The 25,144-nt window shown below is 41.8% G+C and carries 24 protein-coding genes; 12 read left to right on the top strand and 12 right to left on the bottom strand.

Annotated elements, in window-relative coordinates:
• Position 1: 1 nt before the first annotated feature.
• The 3 genes from D3H65_RS06540 to D3H65_RS06525 form a co-directional block, all read right to left on the bottom strand.
• Positions 2-1,381: an IPT/TIG domain-containing protein gene (locus D3H65_RS06540; protein ID WP_119049489.1), complete on the bottom strand. Its 1,380-nt coding sequence runs from the start codon at positions 1,379-1,381 to the stop codon at positions 2-4.
• A gap of 432 nt (positions 1,382-1,813) precedes the next feature.
• On the bottom strand, positions 1,814-3,259 hold the full coding sequence (locus D3H65_RS06530) for a family 43 glycosylhydrolase (protein WP_119049487.1): 1,446 nt from the start codon (positions 3,257-3,259) through the stop codon (positions 1,814-1,816).
• Positions 3,260-3,267: 8 nt separating this feature from the next.
• Positions 3,268-4,020, bottom strand: coding sequence for a hypothetical protein (locus D3H65_RS06525; protein WP_211345640.1), 753 nt, complete (start codon positions 4,018-4,020; stop codon positions 3,268-3,270).
• Positions 4,021-4,300: 280 nt separating this feature from the next.
• Here D3H65_RS06525 and D3H65_RS33150 point away from each other — a divergent pair, with 280 nt between their 5' ends.
• The 3 genes from D3H65_RS33150 (at position 4,301) to D3H65_RS06500 (ending at position 9,053) form a co-directional block, all read left to right on the top strand.
• A complete protein-coding gene (locus D3H65_RS33150) occupies positions 4,301-7,513 on the top strand; it encodes an ELWxxDGT repeat protein (protein ID WP_211345639.1) in 3,213 nt (1,070 codons plus the stop codon).
• 96 nt (positions 7,514-7,609) lie between these two features.
• Positions 7,610-8,377, top strand: a complete 768-nt coding sequence (locus D3H65_RS06505; RefSeq protein ID WP_119049486.1) for a glucose 1-dehydrogenase — start codon at positions 7,610-7,612, stop codon at positions 8,375-8,377.
• 91 nt (positions 8,378-8,468) lie between these two features.
• On the top strand, positions 8,469-9,053 hold the full coding sequence (locus tag D3H65_RS06500) for a Crp/Fnr family transcriptional regulator (protein WP_119049485.1): 585 nt from the start codon (positions 8,469-8,471) through the stop codon (positions 9,051-9,053).
• Positions 9,054-9,132: 79 nt separating this feature from the next.
• Here D3H65_RS06500 and D3H65_RS06495 read toward each other — a convergent pair whose 3' ends face one another.
• Both D3H65_RS06495 and D3H65_RS06490 read right to left on the bottom strand, forming a co-directional pair.
• Positions 9,133-9,456, bottom strand: a complete 324-nt coding sequence (locus D3H65_RS06495; protein WP_119049484.1) for a nuclear transport factor 2 family protein — start codon at positions 9,454-9,456, stop codon at positions 9,133-9,135.
• 18 nt (positions 9,457-9,474) lie between these two features.
• Complete coding sequence (locus D3H65_RS06490) at positions 9,475-10,269, bottom strand: SDR family oxidoreductase (protein WP_119049483.1); 795 nt, start codon at positions 10,267-10,269, stop codon at positions 9,475-9,477.
• 125 nt (positions 10,270-10,394) lie between these two features.
• On the opposite strand from D3H65_RS06490, the gene D3H65_RS06485 reads away from it, so the two are divergent.
• Positions 10,395-10,847, top strand: a complete 453-nt coding sequence (locus D3H65_RS06485) for a winged helix-turn-helix transcriptional regulator (protein ID WP_119049482.1) — start codon at positions 10,395-10,397, stop codon at positions 10,845-10,847.
• 79 nt (positions 10,848-10,926) lie between these two features.
• Here the strand turns inward: D3H65_RS06485 and D3H65_RS06480 are convergent, their stop codons facing one another.
• Positions 10,927-12,078: a hypothetical protein gene (locus D3H65_RS06480; protein WP_119049481.1), complete on the bottom strand. Its 1,152-nt coding sequence runs from the start codon at positions 12,076-12,078 to the stop codon at positions 10,927-10,929.
• Positions 12,079-12,594: 516 nt separating this feature from the next.
• Between D3H65_RS06480 and D3H65_RS06475 the strand changes: the two genes are divergently transcribed.
• Positions 12,595-12,885 carry a DUF6922 domain-containing protein gene (locus D3H65_RS06475; protein ID WP_119049480.1) on the top strand — a complete coding sequence of 97 codons (291 nt, stop codon included), beginning with the start codon at positions 12,595-12,597 and terminating at the stop codon, positions 12,883-12,885.
• Positions 12,863-13,600, top strand: a complete 738-nt coding sequence (locus tag D3H65_RS06470; protein ID WP_119049479.1) for a nucleotidyl transferase AbiEii/AbiGii toxin family protein — start codon at positions 12,863-12,865, stop codon at positions 13,598-13,600. Before D3H65_RS06475 ends, D3H65_RS06470 begins: the two co-directional genes overlap by 23 nt.
• 69 nt (positions 13,601-13,669) lie before the next feature.
• On the opposite strand, the gene D3H65_RS06465 is transcribed toward D3H65_RS06470, so the two are convergent.
• Genes D3H65_RS06465 through D3H65_RS06450 form a run of 5 tightly spaced genes read right to left on the bottom strand, consistent with a single transcriptional unit; the run spans position 13,670 to position 16,574 of the window.
• Positions 13,670-14,527, bottom strand: a complete 858-nt coding sequence (locus tag D3H65_RS06465) for a hypothetical protein (RefSeq protein WP_119049478.1) — start codon at positions 14,525-14,527, stop codon at positions 13,670-13,672.
• Between the two features lie 42 nt (positions 14,528-14,569).
• Positions 14,570-14,893, bottom strand: coding sequence for an EF-Tu C-terminal domain-related protein (locus tag D3H65_RS06460; protein ID WP_119049477.1), 324 nt, complete (start codon positions 14,891-14,893; stop codon positions 14,570-14,572).
• Between the two features lie 5 nt (positions 14,894-14,898).
• The gene (locus D3H65_RS06455) at positions 14,899-15,267 is read right to left on the bottom strand and encodes a DUF6922 domain-containing protein (RefSeq protein ID WP_211345638.1); all 369 of its coding nucleotides are present in this window, start codon (positions 15,265-15,267) and stop codon (positions 14,899-14,901) included.
• A 56-nt stretch (positions 15,268-15,323) separates the two neighbouring features.
• Positions 15,324-15,620 carry a tyrosine-type recombinase/integrase gene (locus tag D3H65_RS33270; protein ID WP_245999692.1) on the bottom strand — a complete coding sequence of 99 codons (297 nt, stop codon included), beginning with the start codon at positions 15,618-15,620 and terminating at the stop codon, positions 15,324-15,326.
• A gap of 33 nt (positions 15,621-15,653) precedes the next feature.
• Positions 15,654-16,574 (bottom strand): site-specific integrase, encoded by a 921-nt coding sequence (locus tag D3H65_RS06450; protein WP_245999691.1) that lies wholly within the window; start codon positions 16,572-16,574, stop codon positions 15,654-15,656.
• A gap of 544 nt (positions 16,575-17,118) precedes the next feature.
• Here D3H65_RS06450 and D3H65_RS06445 point away from each other — a divergent pair.
• The 6 genes from D3H65_RS06445 (at position 17,119) to D3H65_RS06420 (ending at position 23,496) form a co-directional block, all read left to right on the top strand.
• Positions 17,119-17,772 (top strand): hypothetical protein, encoded by a 654-nt coding sequence (locus D3H65_RS06445; protein ID WP_119049476.1) that lies wholly within the window; start codon positions 17,119-17,121, stop codon positions 17,770-17,772.
• Positions 17,747-18,811 carry a phosphoadenosine phosphosulfate reductase domain-containing protein gene (locus D3H65_RS06440; protein WP_119049475.1) on the top strand — a complete coding sequence of 355 codons (1,065 nt, stop codon included), beginning with the start codon at positions 17,747-17,749 and terminating at the stop codon, positions 18,809-18,811. Before D3H65_RS06445 ends, D3H65_RS06440 begins: the two co-directional genes overlap by 26 nt.
• A 53-nt stretch (positions 18,812-18,864) precedes the next feature.
• Positions 18,865-19,176: a hypothetical protein gene (locus D3H65_RS06435; RefSeq protein ID WP_119049474.1), complete on the top strand. Its 312-nt coding sequence runs from the start codon at positions 18,865-18,867 to the stop codon at positions 19,174-19,176.
• Positions 19,177-19,387: 211 nt separating this feature from the next.
• The gene (locus D3H65_RS06430; RefSeq protein WP_119049473.1) at positions 19,388-19,918 is read left to right on the top strand and encodes a hypothetical protein; all 531 of its coding nucleotides are present in this window, start codon (positions 19,388-19,390) and stop codon (positions 19,916-19,918) included.
• Complete coding sequence (locus D3H65_RS33145; RefSeq protein WP_211345637.1) at positions 19,918-21,030, top strand: hypothetical protein; 1,113 nt, start codon at positions 19,918-19,920, stop codon at positions 21,028-21,030. Before D3H65_RS06430 ends, D3H65_RS33145 begins: the two co-directional genes overlap by 1 nt.
• A 129-nt stretch (positions 21,031-21,159) precedes the next feature.
• A complete protein-coding gene (locus tag D3H65_RS06420; RefSeq protein WP_119049472.1) occupies positions 21,160-23,496 on the top strand; it encodes an nSTAND3 domain-containing NTPase in 2,337 nt (778 codons plus the stop codon).
• 334 nt (positions 23,497-23,830) lie between these two features.
• Here the strand turns inward: D3H65_RS06420 and D3H65_RS06415 are convergent, their stop codons facing one another.
• Positions 23,831-24,721, bottom strand: coding sequence for a Kiwa anti-phage protein KwaB-like domain-containing protein (locus tag D3H65_RS06415; protein ID WP_119049471.1), 891 nt, complete (start codon positions 24,719-24,721; stop codon positions 23,831-23,833).
• Positions 24,722-25,144: the final 423 nt, after the last annotated feature.

Raw genomic sequence — 25,144 nt, 5'->3', positions numbered from 1 at the left:
ATTATTCTACTGAGATGGTACGAATGCGTTTATTGTCGCGCTCCGCGATGTAGAAGATCTTCCGTACCGGGTCATAGTCGATACCCGAAGGGTCGGCAAAACGGGCTTCCGTTCTTGGATCACCGTCAATATAACCTCTTACACTTCCGTCAGGCGTGGGACTGCCTTTACCGGCAAACGTGGAGACCACCCCGGTGGGCGTTAATATGCGGATACTTTGGTTGGTCTGGTCACAAAAATAATAGTCATACTCATCGGCCTGCCCGGTATAAGTGGGATTTTTCACAAAGACCCCCTGGTAAGCCTTGCGGATGCGGGCCGAAGTACCGATGGCATCCACATCGCCCGCCGTAGCGCTTCCTGCAAAGAGAATGGGAGGTTCCAGCTCCCGCGTATTCCAGTTGTAGATGCTCTTATAGATGCGGGTAGGCAACACGATATAGGCATAGTTGCCCGTGGGATGGAAAAAGATCAGTGAATTGCTATTGGTGCTGCCTCCTACCAGGAACAGCAGTTTGGGGTTAAGATCCCCGGTGACCGCATCCGGGATGGCTTTCTTGATACTTACGCCCTGGTACCCATTGTAGAACATTTCATTGGTGACAGGATGTGGAGCGGTGGAATAGCAGGCGGGATCGTAGATATAAGGATGTACACGGCGGTAGTTTTCCGAACGCAGGGTGTAGGCTACTGCTACCTTGGTTCTGGCAGTAAGATTACCGTTATCATCGCCCAGGAACAAGGTGTCTTTATTGGCACTGAGTGTGGTAGTTTGCATCTTGGTGAAGGAAGCCTGCCCATTGGTCACCAGTGTAGACACCGTTCTGGCGTTCAGGTCTACCCGCCTTACTGCCCGGTCCAGCTCTGTTACAAACAATACATTGGTTTCCGGCTCATAGCTTACCCAACCTGGATAGGAGAACCTGGCTTCTTCAAAGGTGCCGTCTACGATGGAGGAGTTCCCCAGTTCGTCTACATTGCCCAGCAGCGTGCCGACCGTGGTACTATTGATGTACGTGAAGGGGTCCGTAAAGGTATGTTCCACTGAATCTGCACCTTCCTTTATAACTACCCGTACTTTGCCGGTAACCGTTTGGCCGGGCACCCAACAGTATATTTGTTTTCCATTCGATCCGGCAACCTTGATCTCTTTGTTGCCGATATATACACGGATCATGGAAATATCTGTACCAAAATTATCTCCGTAAATGTAGAGGCGTGTTCTGACGGCGCCTTTCCTGGGTGAGAAATCTGTAAAAAGGGTAGCTTTGGAGGGATCATGTCCGCCGCCTACCATTTCCTTGTCTTTGCAAGCATAGAAGGTACTTGTACAAAGCAGCAACAAAATAAACGCATAGGTTTTCGGGGGTTGCAATTTCATAATGGCGTTGTCTTGGTTTATAAAAATCTTAAACAGGTGTACCTCAAAAGCACGCCCTGCAATCGTGTAATACGTACATTATCTCCTTGGAAACTTATAGGGTACTTATTACAATGGCAAAGTACCTAATCTGGATCAGGCGTTTTGTTCAACATTTTGTCGATTCGTTCCAAGTTGAACGGGCTTATCAAGATGTAGTGATGACCGTGATAACGGGCATGGCTGTGATGGTAGGCGAAATGTCAATCAGGCTCCTTTCGCGGGGGGGGGGTGAGCTACCCTGTCCAGAAGGAGCTGGTCACCTATTAAGGGGAAGAGTATACAAAAGAGTAGGCTGGTCCGGGTGTGTGAGTAGGTAATCGAACCGTGGCTTATGCTTTTCGATAATCCAGCGTGGGGTATTCCAGGTCTAATGCCCGATAGTGAACGTTATTAATGCGTCCTGAGATCCCATTTACAGTTATCGCTCTTCCTATCAAACTTAGCTAATGTCGGCGTACTGTCCCCAAAGGATACCAGTGCTAGCTGCTCTTTCGAGTTGGGCATTGCTTTAGGCATGATACGGTATGTTCCATCCGTCAATTGATCTATCATCCATAATTGCTCAGGCCCACCGGTAAATTCAGGTACTGTTATCACTTCTGCGTCTGCAGTAGCCGCTAATGCCCTGCCTGTTCCTGCTATCGTTATTTTATAATAAGGTCCCCCAAGGTAGCCGCCCACGCCGGGAACGGCTGTAATGGCCCACTTCTGATGCGGGCGGAACATATAGTCGCCTGTTGTTACACCAATGTTCCCGGTTGGCCAATTGTTTATTACGTCCGCCAACTCCTGTGAGGGAATAGATTTTACCGGCTCATCGTTGTTGCGGTTAAAGCCGCGCGCTACGCCTGCCATCCGGGTAAAATCAACGTCTATTTGCAGGGCATATCCCCGTCTTTCAGAGGCTATTTCGTATGTTCCTTCTTTGAGGTTATCGCCCGCAACGGGCCATCCGTTTTTCCATAGCAAGGGGCGGATGCCAAGCACGCTTCGGCCACCCTGGTTCAGGTCGGCTTCATAATGGCAGGACATTTTTTCAATGCCGTCTCCCAAAACCGTACGACCGAAATGACCGGGGCCGATAAGCCTGTCGCCGGCCGCCACAACCAGTTTACCACCGCCCTTTAACATTTCCCTGCCGATGTTATCAACATAAGGACCGGTCACTTTTTTGGAGCGCCCGGCAACAATATTATACGTGGAGTTCGGCCCGTCGCAGCAAGTGCCATGTGTACCTAACAGGTAGTACCATCCATCGCGGTAGATCAGGTCTGTGGCTTCACAATCAATGGCGATATTCAAGGCCTTATTGCCCGCTACCCGCTTACCTGTTTTGGGGTCAAGTTCCACCAGGCGGATGTATCCAAAATAAGTACCGTAAGTTAACCATAGCTTTCCGGTGGCCGGGTCGAGAAAAAGACTGGGGTCGATCGCATCATTATCTTCGATGCCATCGGATGAAGCAACTACTATAGGGTCCGAATATTTGAAATCGGGCGACTTTGGGTCAAGCGTTTTATTCCACATGGTCAATATCTTTCCATTATGCCCTCCGAACAGCCCGCCGCCGGTCGCACCATAAGTAACAAGATAGCGGTCGCCAATTTTTAATACATCGGGTGCGGCCCCGCCGCCCGGGCGCACGGCGCCGCCGTTCCATGTCCAGCCATCATCGGATATCAGGCCGCCACCACCCGTACCAAAGGTGTAATATTTCCCATCCGATTGTGCGATGGTAGAAGGGTCATGTATAAATGGTTTGCCAATTTGTGCAACGGCTGACCCGCCGACATATATCGAAAGCGCAGCTATAACGCTTACTATTCTGATCTTCATACTTAATACTAATTTGTAGTGATGGTAAGGTCCTTTACCGGCGCTCCGTTCTCGTCCAGGAAGCGAACGCAAAAGTCGCTTAATCCCGGGCCGTTGATCACCGCCCCGCGTAGTATATTTTTTCCCTTATTAAGTGTCAGGCGCGCAGAAGCGCCATCATCCATTACCATGCGCCTGTCGCCGTCAAGTAGCACTGCCTGTTTTCCGTTCAGCCACCACATGGACCCTCCGTTGGACCCTACTGTTAACCGTACATTTTTCATTTCGCGCGGGCTGTTCACGATGGTTACCGCCCAAAACAGCACCGAGTAGTTTTGCTTGTGCAGGCCGTAGGCGAAACGGAATAATTTCATATTGAAAGTCGGGCTTTCCAGGGCGTGCCATGCCAGTTCCTGCTCGCCCACCTTTACCTTTTCGCCATCTTTAGGGATAACGGTGAACTGGTCCGGGAAATAACTGGTGTCAAACGCTTTCTTCAGGTAGTCAGCCGTAAATACAATATTGCTTCGTATTGACTTATTGATCGGCTCCAGTAACAACCAACGCTGGATAAAGCCGTCCGCATCAGGTGTTTTTTTTGCCGTCGTTGCCGGTTTAAAGAATGGCGCGATACTGCGTATGCTATCGTTCTCTGTGATGGAGTCTCTTCTCAGGCCACGCGGAGGCCCGGCAGGAGGGGTAGTTTGCGCGTGTGCGCCGGTTACCAGCAGGATGATCATGCCGATCGCCTGCAACCATATTTTAGGTGCAAATCGCATCATATGACAAACAGGTTATAATTACTGTCTAAAATACAATTATTATCATTACAGATCATTAAAAAATGAAGACTGCTTTGCAAACCTCCCAATGCCAGGGAAAAGAAGTGTTTTCTTTCTTTTTGCCGCGTCAAAAATCCTGCAAATCAAGAATTTGCAGGCTTAGCCGCCGTGTTTACATGACATTTATTGTACCTCTTTTGGGGGATTGTCTTTTCTCATCCGGCATTTTAATTTTGCTCACTACACTATTTGACAATCAGATCCCAAAACAAACCCGGTGATGAGAAAAAAGCCCTGTACCCTGCTGGCAACGATGTTGTTCTTAAGTATTTATTCCTCTGCCCAGCAATTCTCATTGGTTAAAGATATTAATACCACGAGCAATACCACGGGCGCTGGGCCCACGTACATCACCAATGTGAACGGCACGGTATATTTTTCAGCCAATATGCCCACTACCGGCAACGAATTATGGAAAAGCGATGGCACAGCGGCAGGTACCGTATTGATAAAAGACATTTACCCGGGAACAAGCAGCAGCGGACTGCAAAATTTAACCAATGTAAACGGCATATTGTATTTTACAGCCAGCGATGGAGTGAGTGGCACTGAGCTCTGGAAAAGTGATGGCACTGAAGCAGGTACAGTATTGGTAAAAGATATTAATCCCGGCGCAAATGACGGCGGCGTAAGTGTTTTAACCAATATAAATGGTACTTTGTTTTTCAATGCTACTGACGGAGTAAATGGCGCTGAGCTCTGGAAAAGCGATGGCACTGCGGCAGGCACCGTAATGGTAAAAGATATTAATCCTGGTTCAGCCAATAGCTCGCCGCAAAGTTTAGCCAATGTAAATGGTGTTTTATACTTCGTGGCAAATAATGGGGTCAATGGCGCCGAACTTTGGAAAAGCGACGGCTCTGCTGCCGGTACAATGTTGGTAAAAGACATTTACACGGGAATATATGGTAGTACCCCCAACTATTTAACCAATGTAAACGGTACACTTTTTTTCCAGGCAGAAGATGGCACTAACGGTATCGAACTTTGGAAAAGCAATGGCACAGCGGCAGGTACGGTATTGGTAAAAGACATTTACACGGGCACCAACAGCGGCATGTCAGGCCTTTTAACAAATGTGAATGGCTTATTATTTTTTAGAGCCAATAACGGAGTGAATGGAACTGAACTTTGGAAAAGCGATGGCACTGCCGCAGGTACCGTAGTGGTAAAAGATATTTACCCGGGAGCAAGCAGCAGCGCACCGACAAATTTAACCAATGTAAACGGTACATTGTTTTTTGCTGCTACTGATGGAACAAATGGCGTAGAGCTTTGGAAAAGTGATGGCGCTGCTGCCGGTACAGTATTGGTAAAAGATATTTACCCGGGCACAAACAGCAGCTCACCCCTAAATTTAACTAAGGTAAACAGCGCACTGTTTTTCACTGCGAATAATGGAACGAATGGCATAGAGCTTTGGAAAAGCGACGGCACTGCTGCCGGTACGGTATTGGTAAAAGATATCTTTACGGGAAGCTCTCCCTCAAACCTGATTTACTTAACGGATGTAAATGGGGCATTGTTTTGCCGCGCCTCTGATGGAAGCACGGGCAATGAATTGTGGAAAAGTGATGGTACTGCAGCGGGTACGTTATTGGTGAAAGATATTTATGCAGGAACCAAAAGCAGTTCCCCGCAGCTCTTAACAGTAGTTAATAGCACTTTATTCTTCAAAGTAACAGATGAAATTAACGGCATGGAGTTATGGAAGAGTGATGGAACTGCCGGGGGAACAGTTATGGTAAAAGACATTAACCCGGGGGCAGGCAACGCTGATGTTGCTTACCTCGCTAATATGAATGGAACGCTATACTTCACCGCTTTTGATGGCACAAATGGGTTCGAGCTGTGGAAGAGCGATGGATCCGCAGCCGGCACCGTTATGATAAAAGATATTTATGCAGGTGGAAGCAGCGGAAGTCCCCGTTTTTTTACATATATAAATGGGACCGTGTTTTTCTGGGCAACTGATGCAGCTAATGGCAGTGAACTATGGAAAACGGATGGCACTGCCGCAGGCACCGTGTTGGTAAAAGATATTTGTCCCGGACCCGTAGGCAGCAGCCCGGGAAGCTTAATCAATGTAAACGGAGTTTTGTATTTCACGGCTACTGATGGAACAAATGGTGTAGAGCTTTGGAAAAGTGATGGCACTGCAGCCGGTACAGTATTGGTGAAAGATATTTACCCGGGAGCTAATGGCGGTTGGCCACAACATTTAACCAATTTAAATGGCACTTTATTTTTCCAGGCTATGGACCCAGCTTATGGACCCGAATTATGGAAAAGCGATGGCACAACAGCTGGTACCGTTATGGTAAAGGATATTTATCCCGGTTTGCCCGGTGCTAATTGTTCATTTCTTACGAATATCAATGGTACACTTTACTTTTCGGCGCTTACAGCTATCGGCTATGAACTTTGGAAAAGTGATGGCACCGAAACAGGCACCGTGTTGGTAAAAGACATCGTTCCGGGAGGAGGAAGCAGCTATCCGCAAAATTTTGTGGAAGTAAACGGAACTGTATTTTTTACGGGCGTCGATGATGGCAATGTCAACTGGGAATTATGGAAAACCGATGGAACTGATGCAGGAACGGTGCTGGTAAAAGAAATTTTGCCCGGTAGCAACGGTTCTTCTCCCGGTTATTTAACAGCCGTAGGCGACAAGCTTGTTTTCCAGGCAAATGACGGCATTCATGGTATGGAAGTATGGAGTAGCAATGGCACGGGGGCGGGTACCTCGTTATTACAGGATATAGTAAATCCCGGTGGCAGTGGAATTGGAAACTTTGTGGTGGCCGGAACAAAAATATTTGCTGTGGCAACTACTGAGGAATACAGCACTGAATTGTATGTGGCTGATATTGCAAGCATCCTTCCGCTTCATTTTTTGGAATTCAACGGCCGGATGATAAATGATGAGGCCTCGCTCACCTGGAAAACTGAAAACGAAGAGAATACTAATAAGTTTATTATTGAAAGAAGTGTGGATGGAAGGAATTTTAAACCTGTTGGAGAAGTAATGGCTTACAATACATCCGGCAGGCATCAATACAACTTTACTGACCCCGCAGTTACCAATCTTTCCGTAAACAGGGTTCATTACCGGCTTAAGCAGGTAGATAAAGATGCAAGGTTTATTTATTCCAAAACGGTAATGTTGCCGCTAAAAGGAAAAACCGGCATGTTAATTTATCCTAACCCGGTAAAAGATATACTGAACTTAACAGTGAAAACCACACAAATTGGACAATTGAAAATTGAAATTATTGATAACAGCGGCAGGTTAATGAAACAGGAAGTAAAAAATATTTTACCCGGCAGCAACAGTTTCAGCATTCAAACAAAAGAGCTTACCGCAGGAGTATATCAATTAATAATAAAAGGTGAAACCATTTATGAAATAGAACATTTTATAAAGCAATAAGATAAGCGTAGTCCCCGTGTTTACGTGACATTTATCACTATTATTTTGTGGCAAAGGTCCTTGTAGCGAAGGACATGTGTGGGTGACATTTGTTGAATGAAATTAAAAGACAAAGTAACTGTGGTTACCGGCGGTAACAGCGGTATCGGTTTCGGCATAGCTGCTTCCTTTAGTAAGGAAGGGGCAAATGGTGCTATCACCGGAAGAAACCAGCAAACAATAGACAAGTCTGTTGAGCAATTGGGAACAAATTTTATTGGACTTAAGGGTGATGTAACAAATCTGGATGACCTGGAACTGATCTTTAAAGAAACGTTCAGCAAGTTTGGTAAGATTGATGCATTGGTGGTCAATGCAGGTGGCGTGGTGGATGGCACGCCAATGGGATCGGTGGCGGATGTAGGAGAAGATGGATTTGATAAGTACATGGACCTGAATCTGAAAAGCGTCTACTTCACGGTTCAAAAGGCGCTACCGTATTTAAATGACGGTAGTTCGATTATCTTAATAGGCTCTACAGCCGCTCATCGGGCGGCCCCGGGCATGTCTATCTACAGCGCCGCTAAAGCTGCTGTAGTTTCCTTCGCAAAAGGGTTTTCACTGGATCTGTTAGCCCGTAGGATCAGGGTGAACGTGCTTTCGCCCGGTAGTATCGATACGCCGGTTTTTGACAAATTCTCCCCTGCCGGGCAGGTTGACCTGGTTAAACAGGTCTGGGTGAACCAGATCCCTGTGGGCCGGCTTGGGCAACCTGCTGACATCGGAAAGGCAGCTGTATTTCTCGCGTCTGACGAATCAACCTTTATTGTGGGCAGCGAGCTGTTGGTGGATGGCGGCATGACAAATATCAGTCTGATGAAATAATGCTTTAATAAATGGCAGCTTGCCTTTGTGATAGCAGGCTGCCGTTTGTTGCTACGCCTTTTTTTGGATAGCTTTGGTAAAAGCTTTTTAAATGTTCGAAGTTTTTGCCAACTACCTGAGGGTGAATGGAGGGTTGACCGATGAAGATCTGAAACTTGTAGAGGCGGTAACGATACCAAAGCGGATTCGTAAACGTCAGTATTTACTACAGGAAGGTGATGTCAGTCGTTTTAATACATTTATTACCAAAGGATGCCTTCGATTGTACCACGTAGGCAACGACGGTGCCGAACATATCCTTCGATTTGCCGTAGAAGATTGGTGGATCAGTGATTATGAAAGTTATCATTCCGGTCTTCCCTCTAAATTTAATATCGATGCGTTGGAAGACAGTGAGCTGTTGCTGATTGAAAAAGAAAGGTTCGATACCTTGTGTGAAACGATTCCCCGGTTTAGAAAACTCAGGGAAAAATTAGACAATAAAAATTTCGAAATAACCCAAAACAGGATCCTTAGCAATATCAGTGAAAGTACCGAAGAGAAATACAACAATTTCGTTAACATGTGCCCGCATATATACAACCGCGTTCCGTTGCATATGCTCGCTTCTTTTCTGGGTGTATCCCGCGAAACCTTAAGTCGGATGAGGCAACAGCAACAAAAGAAAACAGGATGACTAGCTGGCGGTAACAATACAATGTGTCTACCTGACCAATACAGGTGATCCATTCAGCATTGCCTTGCGACCCTCAATTTTATCCGGTTACTTTTAAAGAATCGATGAGATTGTACTTCAGCACCATATGAAATTGCAATACTATGGGGCTTCCAGGGAATGTACCGGACACCTCAGCGGTCAGCAATCCGTTTGATCCGGTTTCCTCATACTTGAGAGGTTGCATGAAGGATTTATATTGCTCATTCGCATGTTCGATCCATTGGCGTATCTCTTCTTTGCCCGTGTACGTCTTGCCTTCGTCATGAACGGTGGCGGTTTCGGTGAAGCAGGTTATGTAAGCCTCGCTGTCGTAAGTGTTCTGCGTCTCTACAAATTGCGCTACTAATTGTGGTAATTCCATGATTGTATGATTAAGTTTTTAAATAGTCGGTACCGTTCCGCCGTCGATGACAAAATTTGTTCCTGTTAAGTAATTGGCTCTTGGTGAAACTAAAAAGCCAACCAATTCGGCTACTTCTTCCGGTTCGGCGGGTCTGCCGTAAGGTATTCCACCCAATGCATCCATGACACTTTGCTGCGCTTCTTCTACAGTACTATTTGCATTTCTTGCAATCTCGCCCAACCAGGCTATCGATGCGGTTGTATTTATCCAGCCTGGCGAAACAGTCAGCACGCGGACACCTTTTGGCGTAACTTCATTTGATAAACTTTTACTGTAATTGATTAATCCGGCTTTTGAAGCAGCATACGGCAAGGTAGAATCGTATAGCGGCAATTTGCCCTGGATGGAAGCAATGTGAATAATAACACCACTTTTCCGATCGATCATTTGAGGTAAAAATCCCCTATCAAGCCTGACAGGAGCAAGTAAATTAGCTTGTAGGGTTGATATCCAATCCTCATCATTCAATGCCGAAAAACCACCGGCGGGTGTTGATGAAGCACCAAGGTTGTTTACCAGAATATCCAGCCTGCCATAAGTTGACAGTACTTCGCTAATTACTTTTTGCGCATCCTCTGCCTTGGTGAGGTCAGCAGGAATAAAATAAAGTTCTGCATCTGGCTGTTCGGATTTGGTCCTTGCGGTAATAACTACTGTTGCACCAGCGGCGTTTAAGCGTTCTGCGATTGCTTTTCCCGCCCCCTTTGTGCCTCCTGTTACTAAGGCTATCTTACCGGATAATTCGTTGCTGTAATTGAATTGCTGTTCCATACTTTTTTGTTTGTAGTACAAATCTCGATAGTACGCAGATAGCAAACAATTACGGGCTTACGAATCAAATAGGGATAAATTTATCCGTATTGATCCCTTATTGGGTTTGCCGTATATTTGTATTTATGTACATAAAAAAGACTACACCGACGCTCACTTGTGGACTTGATCTTGTTGGTGAAGTATTGTATGGCAAATGGAAGATCCGTATTCTTTGGTTCATCCATATAGGCAACTTGCGGCCAAGTGAACTTCAGCGGAAAATTCCGGATGTAACGAGACGGGTGCTGAATGTGCAACTGAAGGAACTTGAAGATCATGAATTGGTTGCTAAAACGATCTTTCCGGTATTGCCTCCAAAGGTGGAATACCATCTTACAGACTTCGGCGAATCTCTTATCCCCTTAATTCAATCCATTGGCCTTTGGGGCGATGAGCACCAGGAGCGGCTACGCAGGGTTATTTTAAAGCACAATGGGGAATCATCAGGTGAATTTGATAACGCTTATGTGGAAGATAATACGCCAGTTCGCGTGGCTTTGTCTCGTCAACAAGCTAACGATTCAATAGAGAAATAACTACTGCCTGGCCCCTGACCTGTGACAGTCAACGGTTTTCAAGACCGCTGCATTCCTCGTTAAGTGGCTCAAGGAACTGTCATAATCTTAGCTTATTCATGTCCAACGCAATTGCAGCTGGCGTGTAGCCTCGTATTTTAAACACCTGCCTGTTGGCCGGCAGATTATTAGCTTCGCCACCCCTACGGGTATAAACAGCAATCCCAGCGCCTCCGCCAGGAGCGCCTAAAAAAGGTGGGGGGTAAGCTTTTACAATGGCAATGTCTGTAATGGGTATATTGGCTATTTGTTGAGCGGACATCCTTACCTCATCCAGAAAGAAGATTACCGGTCCGCCACGCCATGAAGCGGCGCCTGTTGGTGCAATTTGCAGACCAGCCACCCTGCCTTGCAGGTAGCTAAAAACATTGGTAAAGCCAATCGCGCCGGGGTCATCCATGACAGCTATCAATCGCTCGTCTCCCGACCGGAACAGGCCGCTGACATATTCTTCATTAAATTGCTGCGCCCGGGTTCTGGCGGTTCTTCTTACGATGACTGCCGGGAGCATCATACCGCGATCTGCAAATAGCGCATCCGGGGTTTCTACAGGCTTGTTCAGGCTTGGCCGCACCGCAGCCGGCGGGTTGCCTATGTAAAAGGTCCTACCTCCAACGGCCAGGGGGTCATAGGTGGAATCAAGTTGACTACTGATGCTGATATCCAGCGGCTGGTTATTGTCTTTTGTTCGATTGAAAGCCAACAAGGCATTGTCTTCAAACAGCCAGTTACGGATAGCGAAGGTGCCGTCTGGAGCCACCGTTACTTTTTGCTCGTCCCAATCGCCGGTTTTGGTGAGCAGCATCGCTTGTATACTTCCCAGGTTGCTGGCGTTTTTTACCTGGCCAATCACTTCGAAAAATCGTTGCTGCAAGCCAGCCAGCAAGGTGTATTTACCGAGGGTCATTGAATCGGGTAAGAATATTGTACCGGAAGCCCGCCCATCGATCACCGGCCAGCGGAGGCGGGTACGCCGTCCCGCTTCGTTTTCAATCACTAGTTCCAGTGTTGCGAGCGATTGGTTCAGTTGTTGACCACCGCCGGCTTCGTAATCCACTGTCACCAGTAATGAATCGCCGGGTTTGAGGATGTTTTTGTTGAGTTTTATAGCTAATCGGCCTGTGGGCCGCTGCGCCTGAGCGGGCACCGACAGCAGCAAGGCGATAAATGGTAATAAAAGGAAGCTTTTCATACTAATATCCAATCAAAATTGAAGCCAGCAGGCATGCAAAAACGACCCTGCAACGAATCATGCACGCACTTTTACATATTTTTAGGCATGTTGAACAATCCTGTGTAAAGCAAAAGGCCCCGAGGTCCAATAGAAACTGTCTACCATTCTCGAAAAAGAAAAAAGGGACAAGTTGTCTTATCGACTACTTGCCCCTTTCTGCGGAGAGAGAGGGAGTAGAACCTACCCTCCTACCCAATTTATTATCAACGCGTTAGACTCATCGTTTCTGGCCGGTGCACCGAATTTTCCACCTCGGCTTTCCGTGACACTACACTTTCAAAAATAAGCCAAAAAGAAATATAAAATTGTGTGAATATCGAACACTTATTCCGATGACTTGCAACTTTTAGTCAAGGTGCTTTAAATTATTGCGTCTTGTTGTGCGCATTACAGGCGCACTCATTCAGAATTCAGAACTCGCTGGAAACAGTCACACCCAGAAGAAAATCAATAAAAAAATTGTAATTTTAGTGTATGAATTTAGGTTCTGACGATATATTACCACTGCCCGGATATGCATTCTGGGACATAAATCGTGAAAATCTTGATTTTTCAAGGGATAAAGGATTTATTATCTCCCGGATGTTTGAAAGAGGTAAATTTGATGATGTTCTCTCTGTTATTGTTTTTTATGGAAAAGATGAAACAGGTAATGTTTTACAAAATAATAAGTACCTAAGCCGGCCAGGGCTGTTTTTGGCTCATACCTTATTGGGGCTTCCTTTACAAGATTTTAAGGCTTATGGTACACTTAAACACAATTGATCCCGCACTTTACCAGGTTCTCACAGATTTTTCCCAACTTCCCGAATTAGCCAATTTTTCATTGGTAGGCGGTACTTCACTGTCCCTTCAACTTGGACATCGAAAATCGGATGACCTTGATTTTTTTACAGACCGGTCTTTTGATATAATTGAGTTAAAAACGGCAATCCTCCAATACAATCCTGAAGTTGTCTTTTTAAACGAAACCAGGCAGGGCTTCAGTTTTAGCTTGCCATTACCAGGAAAACCCGATGATACCCGAAAACTCGATATCTATAACTGGGCCGTTAAATTTATTCGTCCTGTAAAGCAGGAAGGGGTTATAAGATTAGCCAGCCTGGAAGACATTGCAGCCTTCAAACTGGATGTCATCTGCCACAGGAAGGAAAAAAAAGATTATGTAGATATAGCTGTTTTATTGGAGCAATTCACCTTTGCCCAAATGCTCGACTTCTATACAGAGAAGTTTCCCATGAATGACAAGCGGATTGTGTTAACGCAAATATTGGATACGGAAGGGTTGGAAAATTCTGTAGAACCTGTTATGCTTATTGACCTTTCTCCTGCTCAGGCATTCCAGCTAATAGAACAAAGGGTTAATGCCTTTTCAGCGGAGCAGATAAAAGCAAAAGATTCATTAGAAGAAGCCCGCATGAAGCGGATTGCAGATATCCTAAGTAAAAAGAATGAAGGAGATCAAAATAAAAAAGGATGATCCTTATGAGAAAAAAGGGCCAGAGAATTCTCTAGCCTGCAAGACTGAAGGGAATGGACACTTATCAATTTATCCTTCCAGGTTTCGTTTTATTTTAGCATACAAGCTATCAAATCGCTCCGATAGAGTTATGTACTCATCAGCCCAACCATTTGAGATGGAATGCTCCTGGAATGTACAGGTTGGAAGAAAATGAACTTTTATGTTTTCAAGTGCATTATAGTCACCACCCCGCAACAGAGCTAAATGATCGTCAATTTCAATTCTTAATTCAATCGGGCTATTATAACCAGCCCAAACAACATCCGAGTCGTCTGTAATTTTTTCTTTTACTTCTACAATAATGCTTGCCACCTCCTGAAATAGAGACAGGCTATAAGGTGCATGGCCCTCTTTTGTAATTTTCAATTTGTCATTCTTTGAGGGCTTTGACTCATGATCTATAGATTCTAATAAATATTGAAAAATATTCCTTTTCCCGTCATTGCTTATTTTTTCATAAGTAGCAAAACTTCCCGATACTTTGATTTCACATTTTAATACCCATTTTCGACCTGTTGCGTCAGTTAATTCCAAGGGACCATCCAATTTGCCTGGGTAGCATTGTAAGGATGCTATTATTCTTTCATCAGATAACTTGAACGACTCAACCACTTCCACATAATCATCCCACAATTCAAGCATTTCCCCAGTCTTAATTTTTCCCTTATCTTCTGAGTGCTTTAATACGAAGGCAAAAAGATCCACTCTCAAATTTCCTTCTTCGTCATGTGCTCTGGGAATATCCATCCACCTTTCAATCGGGACCAGTCCAAGGTAGGAATTGTCTGTTAGGATAAAATTTATATCGGTATTAATAAACTTTGTCAATACATAAACTTTGTCCTTAACAGTTATAACACCTTCGACTTTAAATTTTGCGATCAAAGTTGATTTTTTTATACGGTTCAATTACTCCATTTTTAAACGCTAAGTCAATACTTCCAAAATTTCCCCAGTCCCTAAAGTTATTGCGCCTTCATTAATGAACCACTTCTGACCAACACGAATATGTTTTTCAATGGCAGGGTGCCTGAGAAATCGAACAGTAACAATTTTTGTTTCTCCAGGGTAAAAAAGTTCCTGCCCTTCAAATTGGATATCTCCAATATAGGTTTTTAGGTTACTTAAATCTGTAGGCATTTCAAAAACATGGCTTGGGCGGTAGCCGGATAAGAATCCGGATTTCCGTCCACCGTCTTCTGTTTTCTTCATTGAAAGGCTGGCCTTAATAATTATAAGATCGTTTACCATATTGCTTATCTATAGAAATTCGTGCTGATCATATTGCATAACAAAAGTTTTTTATTATACCCAGCATCCTTTCTCGTCAACTTTCGTTCATAGCAAGCTAACTCAATAGCCGTAATCCCAAAATAGCTGCATACCTTGTCAAGAATAAAATCCGGCAGGTATTTTATTTCTTTTGTCAATGCTGTGAGAATTTTATCCTTTCCATAAAAACGGATAATTTCTTCCCACTCATCAAAAATACCACGTTCCAGTACTCTTTCAATAATACTAACAGAAGACTTTTGCCAGTCGATATCGTCATATCGCCAGTCCCAAAATAAACCTTTATAAAGATTAAGCTTAAAACCGTTTTCATTGTTAGCGTTCGCACCCATACTTATGTAATAGTAGCAATTTTATCCGGTATAAAGGAGGTATTTATGCCCTGCCATTACCCGGCTGTTTTTGCTTGAGAATTGCTTTTCTCTTTAGCGCCAAACTTCTTCCTCAAAATCTTCATATCATCACTAACCTTCCTGTCCAGGATCTTTGCATAATGTTGTGTCGTTTTCAGATTTTTATGCCCTAACATTTTACTCACCGATTCCATCGGCACTCCATTGCTGAGGGTAACGGTGGTGGCAAAAGTATGCCGGGCAATATGGAAAGTAAGGTTTTTATGGATTTTACAAACGTCGGCAATTTCCTTCAGGTAGGCATTCATTTTCTGGTTGCTTAGGATCGGCAATGCCTTGCCGGAGTTTATACAAACAGGGTAATCTTAATATTTCTCCAGTATCTCAACAGCAGTCGGTAAGAGCGGGATACGGGAAGCTGTTTCGGTTTTCTGGCGACTGGTAAAAATCCAGCAATCACCATCAATCCCACGCGCAACCTCAGCCCGTTTCAGTTTCTGTACATCCGCGTAAGCCAGGCCAGTGAAACAGCTAAATACAAAAATGTCACGCACATGATTAAGCCGGTCAGTTCCAAAATCTTTTAAAGAAATATCCTGTAGTTCATCTTCTGTAAGAAAATCTCTTTCTACTTCGCGTTTGGTCATCTTGAATCCCAGGAACGGATCTTTCAACAGCCAACCTCTGCGGATACAAATATTTATGATCTTCCGGAAATTGCTGATATACTTGATCGCGGTATTGTGATTGCAGTTCCTTTGGGTTTTCAGCCAAAACTCATAATCGGTTACAAATTCATAATTCAGCCGTTTGATATCGATATCACCGATTCCGAACTTCCATTGCAAAAATGCTTTTGTGTGATCTCTGGAAGTATTGTAGCGTTCCAGGGTAGCTGCAGAAAACTCTTTTCCGATCAAAGCGGCCAGTTGATCGTTATGGTGCTGAAATATTTCAATCAGCATCCGGGGCCGTTCCTGGTTACCCATCCATTTTTCCCGGAATGCTTCAAAAGTTATTTCCTGTCCATCCTGCACCATTTCCCGCTCCAGCTTCAATACTTTCCCGGTAAGAGTGTCGAGGAAGGTATTGAGCTGCCGCACCTCCACGCTGTTACCCCGTGCGCGACCCGCCGCCGCACTCCAACGCGCGACCTCGATATACCGTTGGATACGGTGATCAATTCTTTGGTCATTAACTGTAATGCGGATATAAATGGGAGCCAATTTGTCCCTTGTCATTTTGATCTTTCTGATATAAAAAAGACTACTGATACGGTGTTCCATCTTCCACCTCCTTTTTTGTGTTTTACGAATGATTAAAATCCGTCACTAAAAGTTCTATCGCTTCAAACCCTTACCAGTAAGGCGTTTCCGGAAAATTCGGTGTCCCAAATTTAAAGATTGGTTTGGGACACCGAATAGGACACCTATCCGGTTGATTTCGTTTGATGCGATTTGAGGTGGAAAATTTAAAAGGGCTCACAAAACCAGCGTTTTATGAGCCCTTTAATACGATTTGATAAGTTATCCAGCGGGAAACGAGGGAGAGTTTTCGGATAAATTTGGTCAGGATTTAAATAAGATCATCATATTCCTTGACAAGCCAGACTTCTAAAAGCGTCCTATGGAATATAGTCCAGTCGAGCCGGGTTGACTGGACCAATTTTATAGCAATTCAGCGACTTAAGCATATAATTAATCCTAATAGATAGAGGTATTCTCAGAAAGGGTGAAAAAACGGTGCAAACGTATACTGAAATCTGATAGCTTGCAGTATTTGCGCTATTGGGAACCAAGCGATTTTTCGCAAAGTTAGCAGCCATATATTATGACCAGAACGACTCTAAAATTCATCAGACTTCTTGTACCTGGACTTATATTAGTCTTGGAATTTCTACCACTTTTAAAATTTGCAGGACAAAGTTATAAAATTAATGATGGATGGCTTTCTTACAGCTACTTAACATTAATTGCAGTTGGCATTGGAGCATTTTATCATATTAATAATGCTCGGTATTTCGTTACAAATGCCTCTCATAAAAGGATCGATTTAAATATTATGAATTCGTTACTCAAGCTCTATCCTAAGACATTGACCCAGGCACAACACAATTTCCTAAAGGAAAAAAAGCGATTAAAGAATATATTTTACAATTTCATTGACAACGATAAATCATTAACTGCAAAAAGCGAAAACGTTTATTTCAATGGAGCGCTTTGGACCTCAACTGCTGACGCTTTTATTATTTCGACCTTTTCATCCATTATTTATTTAATCGCTGGGACACTTTTTTTCAAGCAAAAAGAAGTTTGGCTTTGGGGAATATTATTTGGGGGTATTGCACTAATAGCAATTCTTCTACACCTTCTAACAATTTTTAAACATATCAACATTGGGAATGACCAATTAGAATTTATAGAAACTAATAAATTAAAAGAATTAGAAACTAAAATCGATGAAATTTTGCAGCAATTGCCTTAGTCCGATATCAGGTAAAGACAAAAGGGCAATCGCGTTAATTAAAAAAGAGTATTTTAAAGACGATCGCCCCTGGTATTTAGGATATAGCGGAGGAAAAGATTCTTCGGCTTTATTGACACTTGTCTTTAATGCTTTGATTGAAATTCCAGTTCATCACAAAGAGATAAATATTATCTATTGTGATACAGGAGTTGAAATTCCTACTGTTTCGATTTATGTTAAAAATACAATTGCCGCTCTTGAAATCGAAAGCAATAAATTCAATCTTCCAATAAAATTCAATATTGTTAAGCCAAAGTTAGATGACAGATACTTTGTAAAAGTAATAGGTCGTGGTTATCCTCCGCCTACAAACATTTTTCGATGGTGTACAGATAGATTACGAATTAATCCAGTAAAAAGCATAATTAATCAGCAAGAAAAATCTACCGTTCTATTAGGTGTTCGAATGGGGGAAAGTGCAGAACGAGACAAAACAATCAAAAAGTACAACACTAATTCAAAATACTATTTGAACCAAGGCACTTCGACGAAAACAAAAATATTTAGCCCAATAGTAAATTATTCACTCAAGGATATTTGGTCAACCTTAAAACATAACGCATTTCCATCGAGCATAGATCATTCAATAATTGGTCAAATTTATAAAGACGCTGGAAACGAATGCCCTGTCTACAAGGAAACAAAAGGAACTCCTTGCGGCAAGGGTCGGTTTGGATGTTGGACATGCACTGTTGTACGTAAAGATAAATCCGTCGAAAGTATGATAACTAACGGACATAATAGCCTTGACGAACTTTTTAAATTCAGGAATTGGCTTATAGAATTCAGAGATAATCCGAAGTACCGCTGTACTGTTAGAAGAAATGGCGATAGTGGGCGCGGTCCAATAACTCTTACGGGTCGAAAGATTATACTTGACAAACTTTTATATGCCCAACAAATGTCAAATCTAAAGCTTATAGAAGACCATGAGATAAAACGAATATACCAATTGTGGAAAGTAGACATCAATAATGACAAATACAAAGAAGCGTAATTTAGCTTCTAATAAAAGATTGCCGCAAGACTGGCACATAATAGCAGTAACTGATGAAACCGACTATCCTGGAGATTAAACCATATACCCATAAAGAGCTATCAGATCTATATGAGGTTTGTAAGCAAACATTTACGAAATGGCTGAGACCTTTTAAGGCACAGATTGGAGAAAGACAAGGGCATTTTTATTCAGTAGGGCAGGTGAGGATCATTTTCGATTGTCTCGGTGTCCCTTATTCGATTGCGGATGGTGCAGGTAATCTTACTATAGGACAAGAAATGGAACTGTCGTTAGCACGTAAAGATCGACAAGGTGATGCCTGTATCCGGTCAATTGAACGTATTTTTGACAACCCTGCATAGCCTCCTTTTGAAGCACATTTTGTATTACTAAAATAAATCGATGAATAAAATAATACAAAATCCGCAATGAACCTGATTAAGTTTTATCCCGGTTAATCCTCCTAGTAACAATCCATTACAGAAAATAACTCAGCTAATGGTTTGGGCAAGGTAATTACGTATATTTAGAAGTTAGCTACAGTTATATTTGGCCATCACGATACTAATAATCATGACTTTAAATCTCGAAGAGTTAAGAACAGGAATAATGGGTTTAACACCAGAGTTTGGAAGTTTTTGCCTTCAAGCTTGTACAGTATGTTTAGAGAACTCTAACCATCTATCAGGGATAACTGTACCTGTAACTGGGACCAAGCCAGGCAATTTTACTCTGGCATGGGCAAGCGCAGTTAATGACCAAATCAAAAGGAACTGGACAGATAATGAAGAAGCAACAGAATATGGCGCTACGGCAATTGCCATCTTAATGTCTAGTAAGATGTCAAGCTATAATTGCATTGAACGTTCAAGCAAAGGCCTGGGCTTTGATTACTGGCTCGGAGACGAAGACTCTTTAGGCTTGTTTCAACGAAAGGCAAGGCTGGAAATTTCCGGAATTCTTAAAGAGTCTCGTACAAATACATTAGAAAATAGAGTCAAGGGGAAAGAAAACCAAACAAAGAAATCCGCTTTTCTAAGTTTGAATGCTCATATTTGTGTTACAGAATTCTCAAACCCGAAATGTGGTTATAACATCATCTAATGACAGTTAAGGATTTACATAGAGAGGCGATGAAATTTAATGACCTAGCATTAATTGCTAAGCAGAATAATGATGTGGTTGAAATTAAGAATAATTACCTCAAGGCATTTGAATTTGAAAAGCAGGCATTTATTTTATTTAATTCAGAATCGTCAGAAGAACCTACTAGGTCAGTTCTTTTGAGAAGCGCTGCTAATCTTGCCATGTTATCTGAGCAACTTAGAGAAGCTGAAAAATTAATTTCAATTGGTCTTGCAGGAGACCCTCCAAATGAAATCGCTGATGAATTTAGAGATTTGCTTCAACAGGTAAATTTTTTTAGGCATTTAGAGCTTCACGGAATTGTTTTAAACTCCAATGAACTGCAATTAAGTCTTTCAGGTAATCAAGTTGGACACGGACTAATCAGAAGTGATGAGTTTCTAAACCGGATTGAAATTGTTGAAAGGATGGCATTTAGGACAGCAGACAGAATTAGAAATAAGCCATTTAATGACAAAGGACGGCCACTTAAAAACAATGTGATAAATTTTGAACCTTATTTGTCCATTCCAAGAGCAGCAAGCTTTGCCGTAACAATTCGCTTTGGACAATCAACTGACCAACAAGTTTTCGCAGGAATGGATGTTCAATCTCAATTAATAGATGATATCCTAAAAAATATCAAACTTATAAACGAAGAAAACTATAGCCAGTTAGCAGAAAATATCAAAGACGAATCTTATCGAAGAAACTTTATTGCATTGACAAAACAATTAGCACCAGATGGTGATAGAATAAAACTTGTTGGATTTACAACAACAAACAATTTCAGTAATAAAACTATTGCTCTGACGAAGATTAGCAAAGAAGTACAGGTTGAAGCTACTAGCAAAGACTCTATAGATCCAGTTTCAAAAAAGGAAATTGAAATTACAGGGACATTATCTTTTGCTGACTCAAAAAAAAGTAAAATAAAATTAACAGACTCTAAGAATAGCGATTACGAAATTGAAGTTCCTCAAGGATTACTTTCTGACATTGTCAAACCTTACTTCGAAGAGACGGTTATTATAAGAGGGACTCAAGAGGGAAAGAAAATACAGTTGAAAGACATAGAAAAAGTAGAGTAGCTTTAGCAAACATTGCATTGGCAATATAGCGGCGTTGTCGATGTAAATAATTTCTAAAATGTTAAGTATCGTTAATTTTTTTACAAAAGATCGTGTAGCACCCAGTAAACTTATTGTATAATCATTTTTATGTCTTATCATCTTGAGGTCTTAAATGACAAGGAATTTGAGGAAATGAGCAAAGATTTGCTTGAAGAAGAGCTAGGCGTCCAGCTTCAAATATTTAAAAAGGGTCGAGATAAGGGCATTGACCTACGGTATGCCAATAATGTCGAAAATGAGATAATTGTCCAGGCAAAACGATTCTACCGATCCTCATATAGTACCCTAAAAACTGAAATGAAGGGCGAACTCACTAAAATGCAAGGCCTGTCACCTCGGCCTAAGAGGTATATTTTGATGACAACTTTTGATCTCAGTGTGGGACAGGTCGACGAAATGGTAGCGCTCATGGCACCGTTTGTGAAAAACTCACAGGATGTTTACAGCCGGGAACGTATTATGAATTTGATCGCCAAGTATCCGGAGATTGAAAAAAAATATTATAAGATTTGGCTAACCAGCACAAACGTGTTGGAGTCGATTTTGCACAATGGAATTCACGGCCGCTCCGAGTTCGTTAAAGAGAAAATCCTTAGACGGGCGAGTTTCTATGTGCCAACACAAAATTTCGATCTCGCGGTTAAAAAATTGGGTGAGCATCATTTTTTAATCATTTCAGGGGAGCCGGGAATTGGCAAAACAACGATTTCTTATTTGCTAATATGTGACTTATTAGCAAGGGGCTATCAATTAGTATACGTTGATGATCAGTTAAAGGACGCCGAGGACATCATTAGTAGGTCTCCTGATGTAAAACAGGTCGTGTTTTTTGATGATTTTTTTGGAGCTAACTTGTCCGAAATTATTCATCCTAGAAATTCAGAAAGTAAAATTATAAGCTTTATTGAACGAATTCAATCGAGTTCAAACAAGTATCTGGTCATGACTAGTCGAACGACCATCCTTAATCAGGCAAAATTTCGATTTGAAAAATTTAATCGTTCAGGTTTGGGGGAGGTGTCAAAATACGAACTCGAAATAAAAGCGTACGCTAAACTGGACAAAGCCAAGATTTTATACAATCATATGTTTCATGCAGGCATGAATGCCGGACAGTATGATGTTTTTTTCAAGTCCGAAAATTACCTGAAGATCATCAATCACCCGAATTATTTTCCGCGCCTGATCGAATTTATTACATCAACTAACCAACTCAAAAATGTCCCATCTGAAAAGACCGAGGAATTTATATTCAATAGCTTGGATAATCCTAAGGAAATTTGGCACTATGCCTACGAACAACAACTGAATGAAGAAGAGCGGATTTTACTGTTGACGTTGTTTAGTTTGGGCGGGTATGTTATACCGGCGGATCAGTTAGAAAAGGCCTTTGAAGCTCGATATCGATACGAGATCGAAGAGAACGGCTTTACGCTTAAATCGGATGGTTACAATCAGTCAATACGGAAATTGCTGGATGGATTCATCAAGAGTGAAAAAAAATCACAAAATGGAAAGATATATTTTAGTTTTTTAAACCCGTCTGTAGCAGACTTTATCATCAACTTTCTTCGGGAAAGATGGAGTGAGGTGAAACGGATAGTATATTCTGCGATTTATTTTAAACAGATTACGAAGTATTTTGACATAGAACCTATTTGGGGAAGCGAGATAGAAATACCGCAAAATGAACTGCCCGCCTTTTATAATAGGTTTAATAAAATGGTGCCTTCACTGGTGGCGTCGGCTGGAGACGATACTGAGGGAAATATAAGTGCTCTTTATATCTTGGTAAGGTATTTTTCCGATTTTGTACCAGAAGACCGGTTATTAAGCCTATTCCAAGATATTGATTTTTCAACAGCGTCCGACGCTTCTGTCTCTGAAATTAGGTTTGTTTTTAACCATCTAGATGGACGTGCTAGTGTACGGAAATTTATTCATGAAAACTGGGAGCGATTTTTCATTTCGGCAATAACTGTGTCAACGGATAGCGAAGATATTAATCGTTTTTTGCAAATGTTTTCCGATTACGAGTTATCGGAGGAGGACTGGTCAACAAACGATCGTTTCATGAGCGCATTGAAAGACAAAGTCAATGCGTTGTATTCTACTGATGATATCGATCTGGCAAGCAACCGAGATGCTATTAGTAGGGCGTATTATTGTGATGAATTTGGTGACGCTTTGGATATCGTAGAAAGCGAGATTGCCGACCACTATTCAACTTTCTTGGACAATTGTGGGTTAGCCGCTTATTTTCAAGAGTTCTATTCAAAAGAGGATTACGATGGTGAACGCATACTGGACCGTTTTATAAGTCGCTACGAAAAGGATGACGATTATGACCCCGGCGAAAGGGCATCAGGCGGTCCTAAAGTGGAAAATGAGGACACTGCTATTAGAAATCTTTTTCAAAGATAGTACTGCATCTCGCTATCTTGACTTGATTATTTCAAATTAAGACTTTTAGTTGCTTTCAAGATTAACCAGGATTTTTCTCATGAGGCATAGTTCCAGAAAGCATCCTGTCCAAATCTACCTTTTTATAATGTATCCCTCCGGCTAACCACCCACAGAAAAGCTCCTTAAGGTTTGTAAATTAGCTGCCTAAAAAAGGTACTATGCAGCGTAGCAAAATAAGCAAGGAGGCGATGTACTCACATATTATCTCCTGGCAATAAATATTCGTCGAAGACAAATTTGACTGAAACGTAAACTCAACCAACTTATTGACATTTAAAAAGATGTATACCTTTTATGCGTCGTCTTTGAGGGCTTTTGATTTTAGTGGTCGATGAGAATTAGTTCTAAGTTTAGTTCCAGTGATGGGTCCTACATACAGATTCTCATTGAGAAATGATAAGATGTCTTTACAAACTTTCACATCATTTGGAAAACAAAGTTTGCCCTTGCTGACTTTTATTTCTAGTTCAAAAACAGTTGCGCCTTTTTTAATCTTCGAAACATCAACATCCTTTAAAATGTTACTTTTCTGAATTAAAGTTATTTGTTTCCTGATTGTTGAATTTGAGTTTTCTTTAAACCATGCAGCATCAACTTCTATTACTTTATTTTTTGCGAAAGTCTCAATATCAGCGTCTGTCGCCTCCTGATAAAAATCAGCTAAACTGAATATTTTATTTGCATTTGCATATGATTTAAAGAAAAATTTTTTCCCTTCAAAAATTGCTGAAATTGTTTCGTCTACAACAAAAGCGCTGGCGTCCAACTTCGTATAAGTGTTTGAAGAATAAGTCAAAATGTGTTTGTTTTTTAAAACCTTTCTATTGTCAAAGTTTTGGAAGTATATAACAGGCACTTTGTTTTTTTTATGCTCAACCCAAAACAATGCTTGCATTTCATCTTTTTCCAGATTGAGAATTTGCACGCTTATCGGATTTGAGATTGCTGTCGTTATCGCATCTGGTAATGCAAAATTTACAAATAAAATTTCACCTGGGTCAACACGATAATTGCCGTCAAACTCGATTTCTTCAACATCAGATGGCTTGAAATCAAATGCGGCATCGTCAAAGATTTTTTTTATTTCCGTACTCACCTTTTGATTTAAAGTAATTTTCTTGACTGCCCCATCTTTTAATAGGGCAAAGAAATCATTTTCTACCTGATGCTTTCTGGGTTGCATAGTATAAATTTAAGTCACGTCTAAAATCACATATGGTGTAAGCTGAATGTACTTCCTTACATCTTCAACGTTAATTATTTGTTGTTTAGTAATTAGGATGAAAGTAATTTCGCCTTTGGTAGCCACCTCGTAAAACTTGTATCTAAAAACCAAACTTAGTAATGGATTAAAATGGTAAGTATTTGTATTAATAATTACAACAAAAACTACAATAACTACAAATGCCCAAATATAATAGTCATCTTTTTTTACGAAATCGAAAATCGGTAACAGATAGACAAATAGGAAGCTAATAATGTTGTGATCAGCGCTTTTTACGGACTTTAAATTTATAGACCTAACTTCTAAATGAGCTTCAGCAAAGTTAAGTATGACTTTGCAAGCTACCAGAAGTAATACCAAGGTGATCAATAACCCATAATT

It is taken from the genome of Paraflavitalea soli (assembly GCF_003555545.1).
Lineage (GTDB): Bacteria > Bacteroidota > Bacteroidia > Chitinophagales > Chitinophagaceae > Paraflavitalea > Paraflavitalea soli.
This window is presented reverse-complemented; position numbering and strand designations above follow the sequence as displayed.

Coding starts and splice junctions, on each gene's coding strand:
- D3H65_RS06540 (WP_119049489.1), bottom strand. CDS start 1,381: ATGAAATTGCAACCCCCGAAAACCTATGCGTTTATTTTGTTGCTGCTT.
- D3H65_RS06530 (WP_119049487.1), bottom strand. CDS start 3,259: ATGAAGATCAGAATAGTAAGCGTTATAGCTGCGCTTTCGATATATGTC.
- D3H65_RS06525 (WP_211345640.1), bottom strand. CDS start 4,020: ATGATGCGATTTGCACCTAAAATATGGTTGCAGGCGATCGGCATGATC.
- D3H65_RS33150 (WP_211345639.1), top strand. CDS start 4,301: ATGAGAAAAAAGCCCTGTACCCTGCTGGCAACGATGTTGTTCTTAAGT.
- D3H65_RS06505 (WP_119049486.1), top strand. CDS start 7,610: ATGAAATTAAAAGACAAAGTAACTGTGGTTACCGGCGGTAACAGCGGT.
- D3H65_RS06500 (WP_119049485.1), top strand. CDS start 8,469: ATGTTCGAAGTTTTTGCCAACTACCTGAGGGTGAATGGAGGGTTGACC.
- D3H65_RS06495 (WP_119049484.1), bottom strand. CDS start 9,456: ATGGAATTACCACAATTAGTAGCGCAATTTGTAGAGACGCAGAACACT.
- D3H65_RS06490 (WP_119049483.1), bottom strand. CDS start 10,269: ATGGAACAGCAATTCAATTACAGCAACGAATTATCCGGTAAGATAGCC.
- D3H65_RS06485 (WP_119049482.1), top strand. CDS start 10,395: ATGTACATAAAAAAGACTACACCGACGCTCACTTGTGGACTTGATCTT.
- D3H65_RS06480 (WP_119049481.1), bottom strand. CDS start 12,078: ATGAAAAGCTTCCTTTTATTACCATTTATCGCCTTGCTGCTGTCGGTG.
- D3H65_RS06475 (WP_119049480.1), top strand. CDS start 12,595: ATGAATTTAGGTTCTGACGATATATTACCACTGCCCGGATATGCATTC.
- D3H65_RS06470 (WP_119049479.1), top strand. CDS start 12,863: ATGGTACACTTAAACACAATTGATCCCGCACTTTACCAGGTTCTCACA.
- D3H65_RS06460 (WP_119049477.1), bottom strand. CDS start 14,893: ATGGTAAACGATCTTATAATTATTAAGGCCAGCCTTTCAATGAAGAAA.
- D3H65_RS06455 (WP_211345638.1), bottom strand. CDS start 15,267: ATGGGTGCGAACGCTAACAATGAAAACGGTTTTAAGCTTAATCTTTAT.
- D3H65_RS06450 (WP_245999691.1), bottom strand. CDS start 16,574: ATGGAACACCGTATCAGTAGTCTTTTTTATATCAGAAAGATCAAAATG.
- D3H65_RS06445 (WP_119049476.1), top strand. CDS start 17,119: ATGACCAGAACGACTCTAAAATTCATCAGACTTCTTGTACCTGGACTT.
- D3H65_RS06440 (WP_119049475.1), top strand. CDS start 17,747: ATGAAATTTTGCAGCAATTGCCTTAGTCCGATATCAGGTAAAGACAAA.
- D3H65_RS06435 (WP_119049474.1), top strand. CDS start 18,865: ATGAAACCGACTATCCTGGAGATTAAACCATATACCCATAAAGAGCTA.
- D3H65_RS06430 (WP_119049473.1), top strand. CDS start 19,388: ATGACTTTAAATCTCGAAGAGTTAAGAACAGGAATAATGGGTTTAACA.
- D3H65_RS33145 (WP_211345637.1), top strand. CDS start 19,918: ATGACAGTTAAGGATTTACATAGAGAGGCGATGAAATTTAATGACCTA.
- D3H65_RS06420 (WP_119049472.1), top strand. CDS start 21,160: ATGTCTTATCATCTTGAGGTCTTAAATGACAAGGAATTTGAGGAAATG.
- D3H65_RS06415 (WP_119049471.1), bottom strand. CDS start 24,721: ATGCAACCCAGAAAGCATCAGGTAGAAAATGATTTCTTTGCCCTATTA.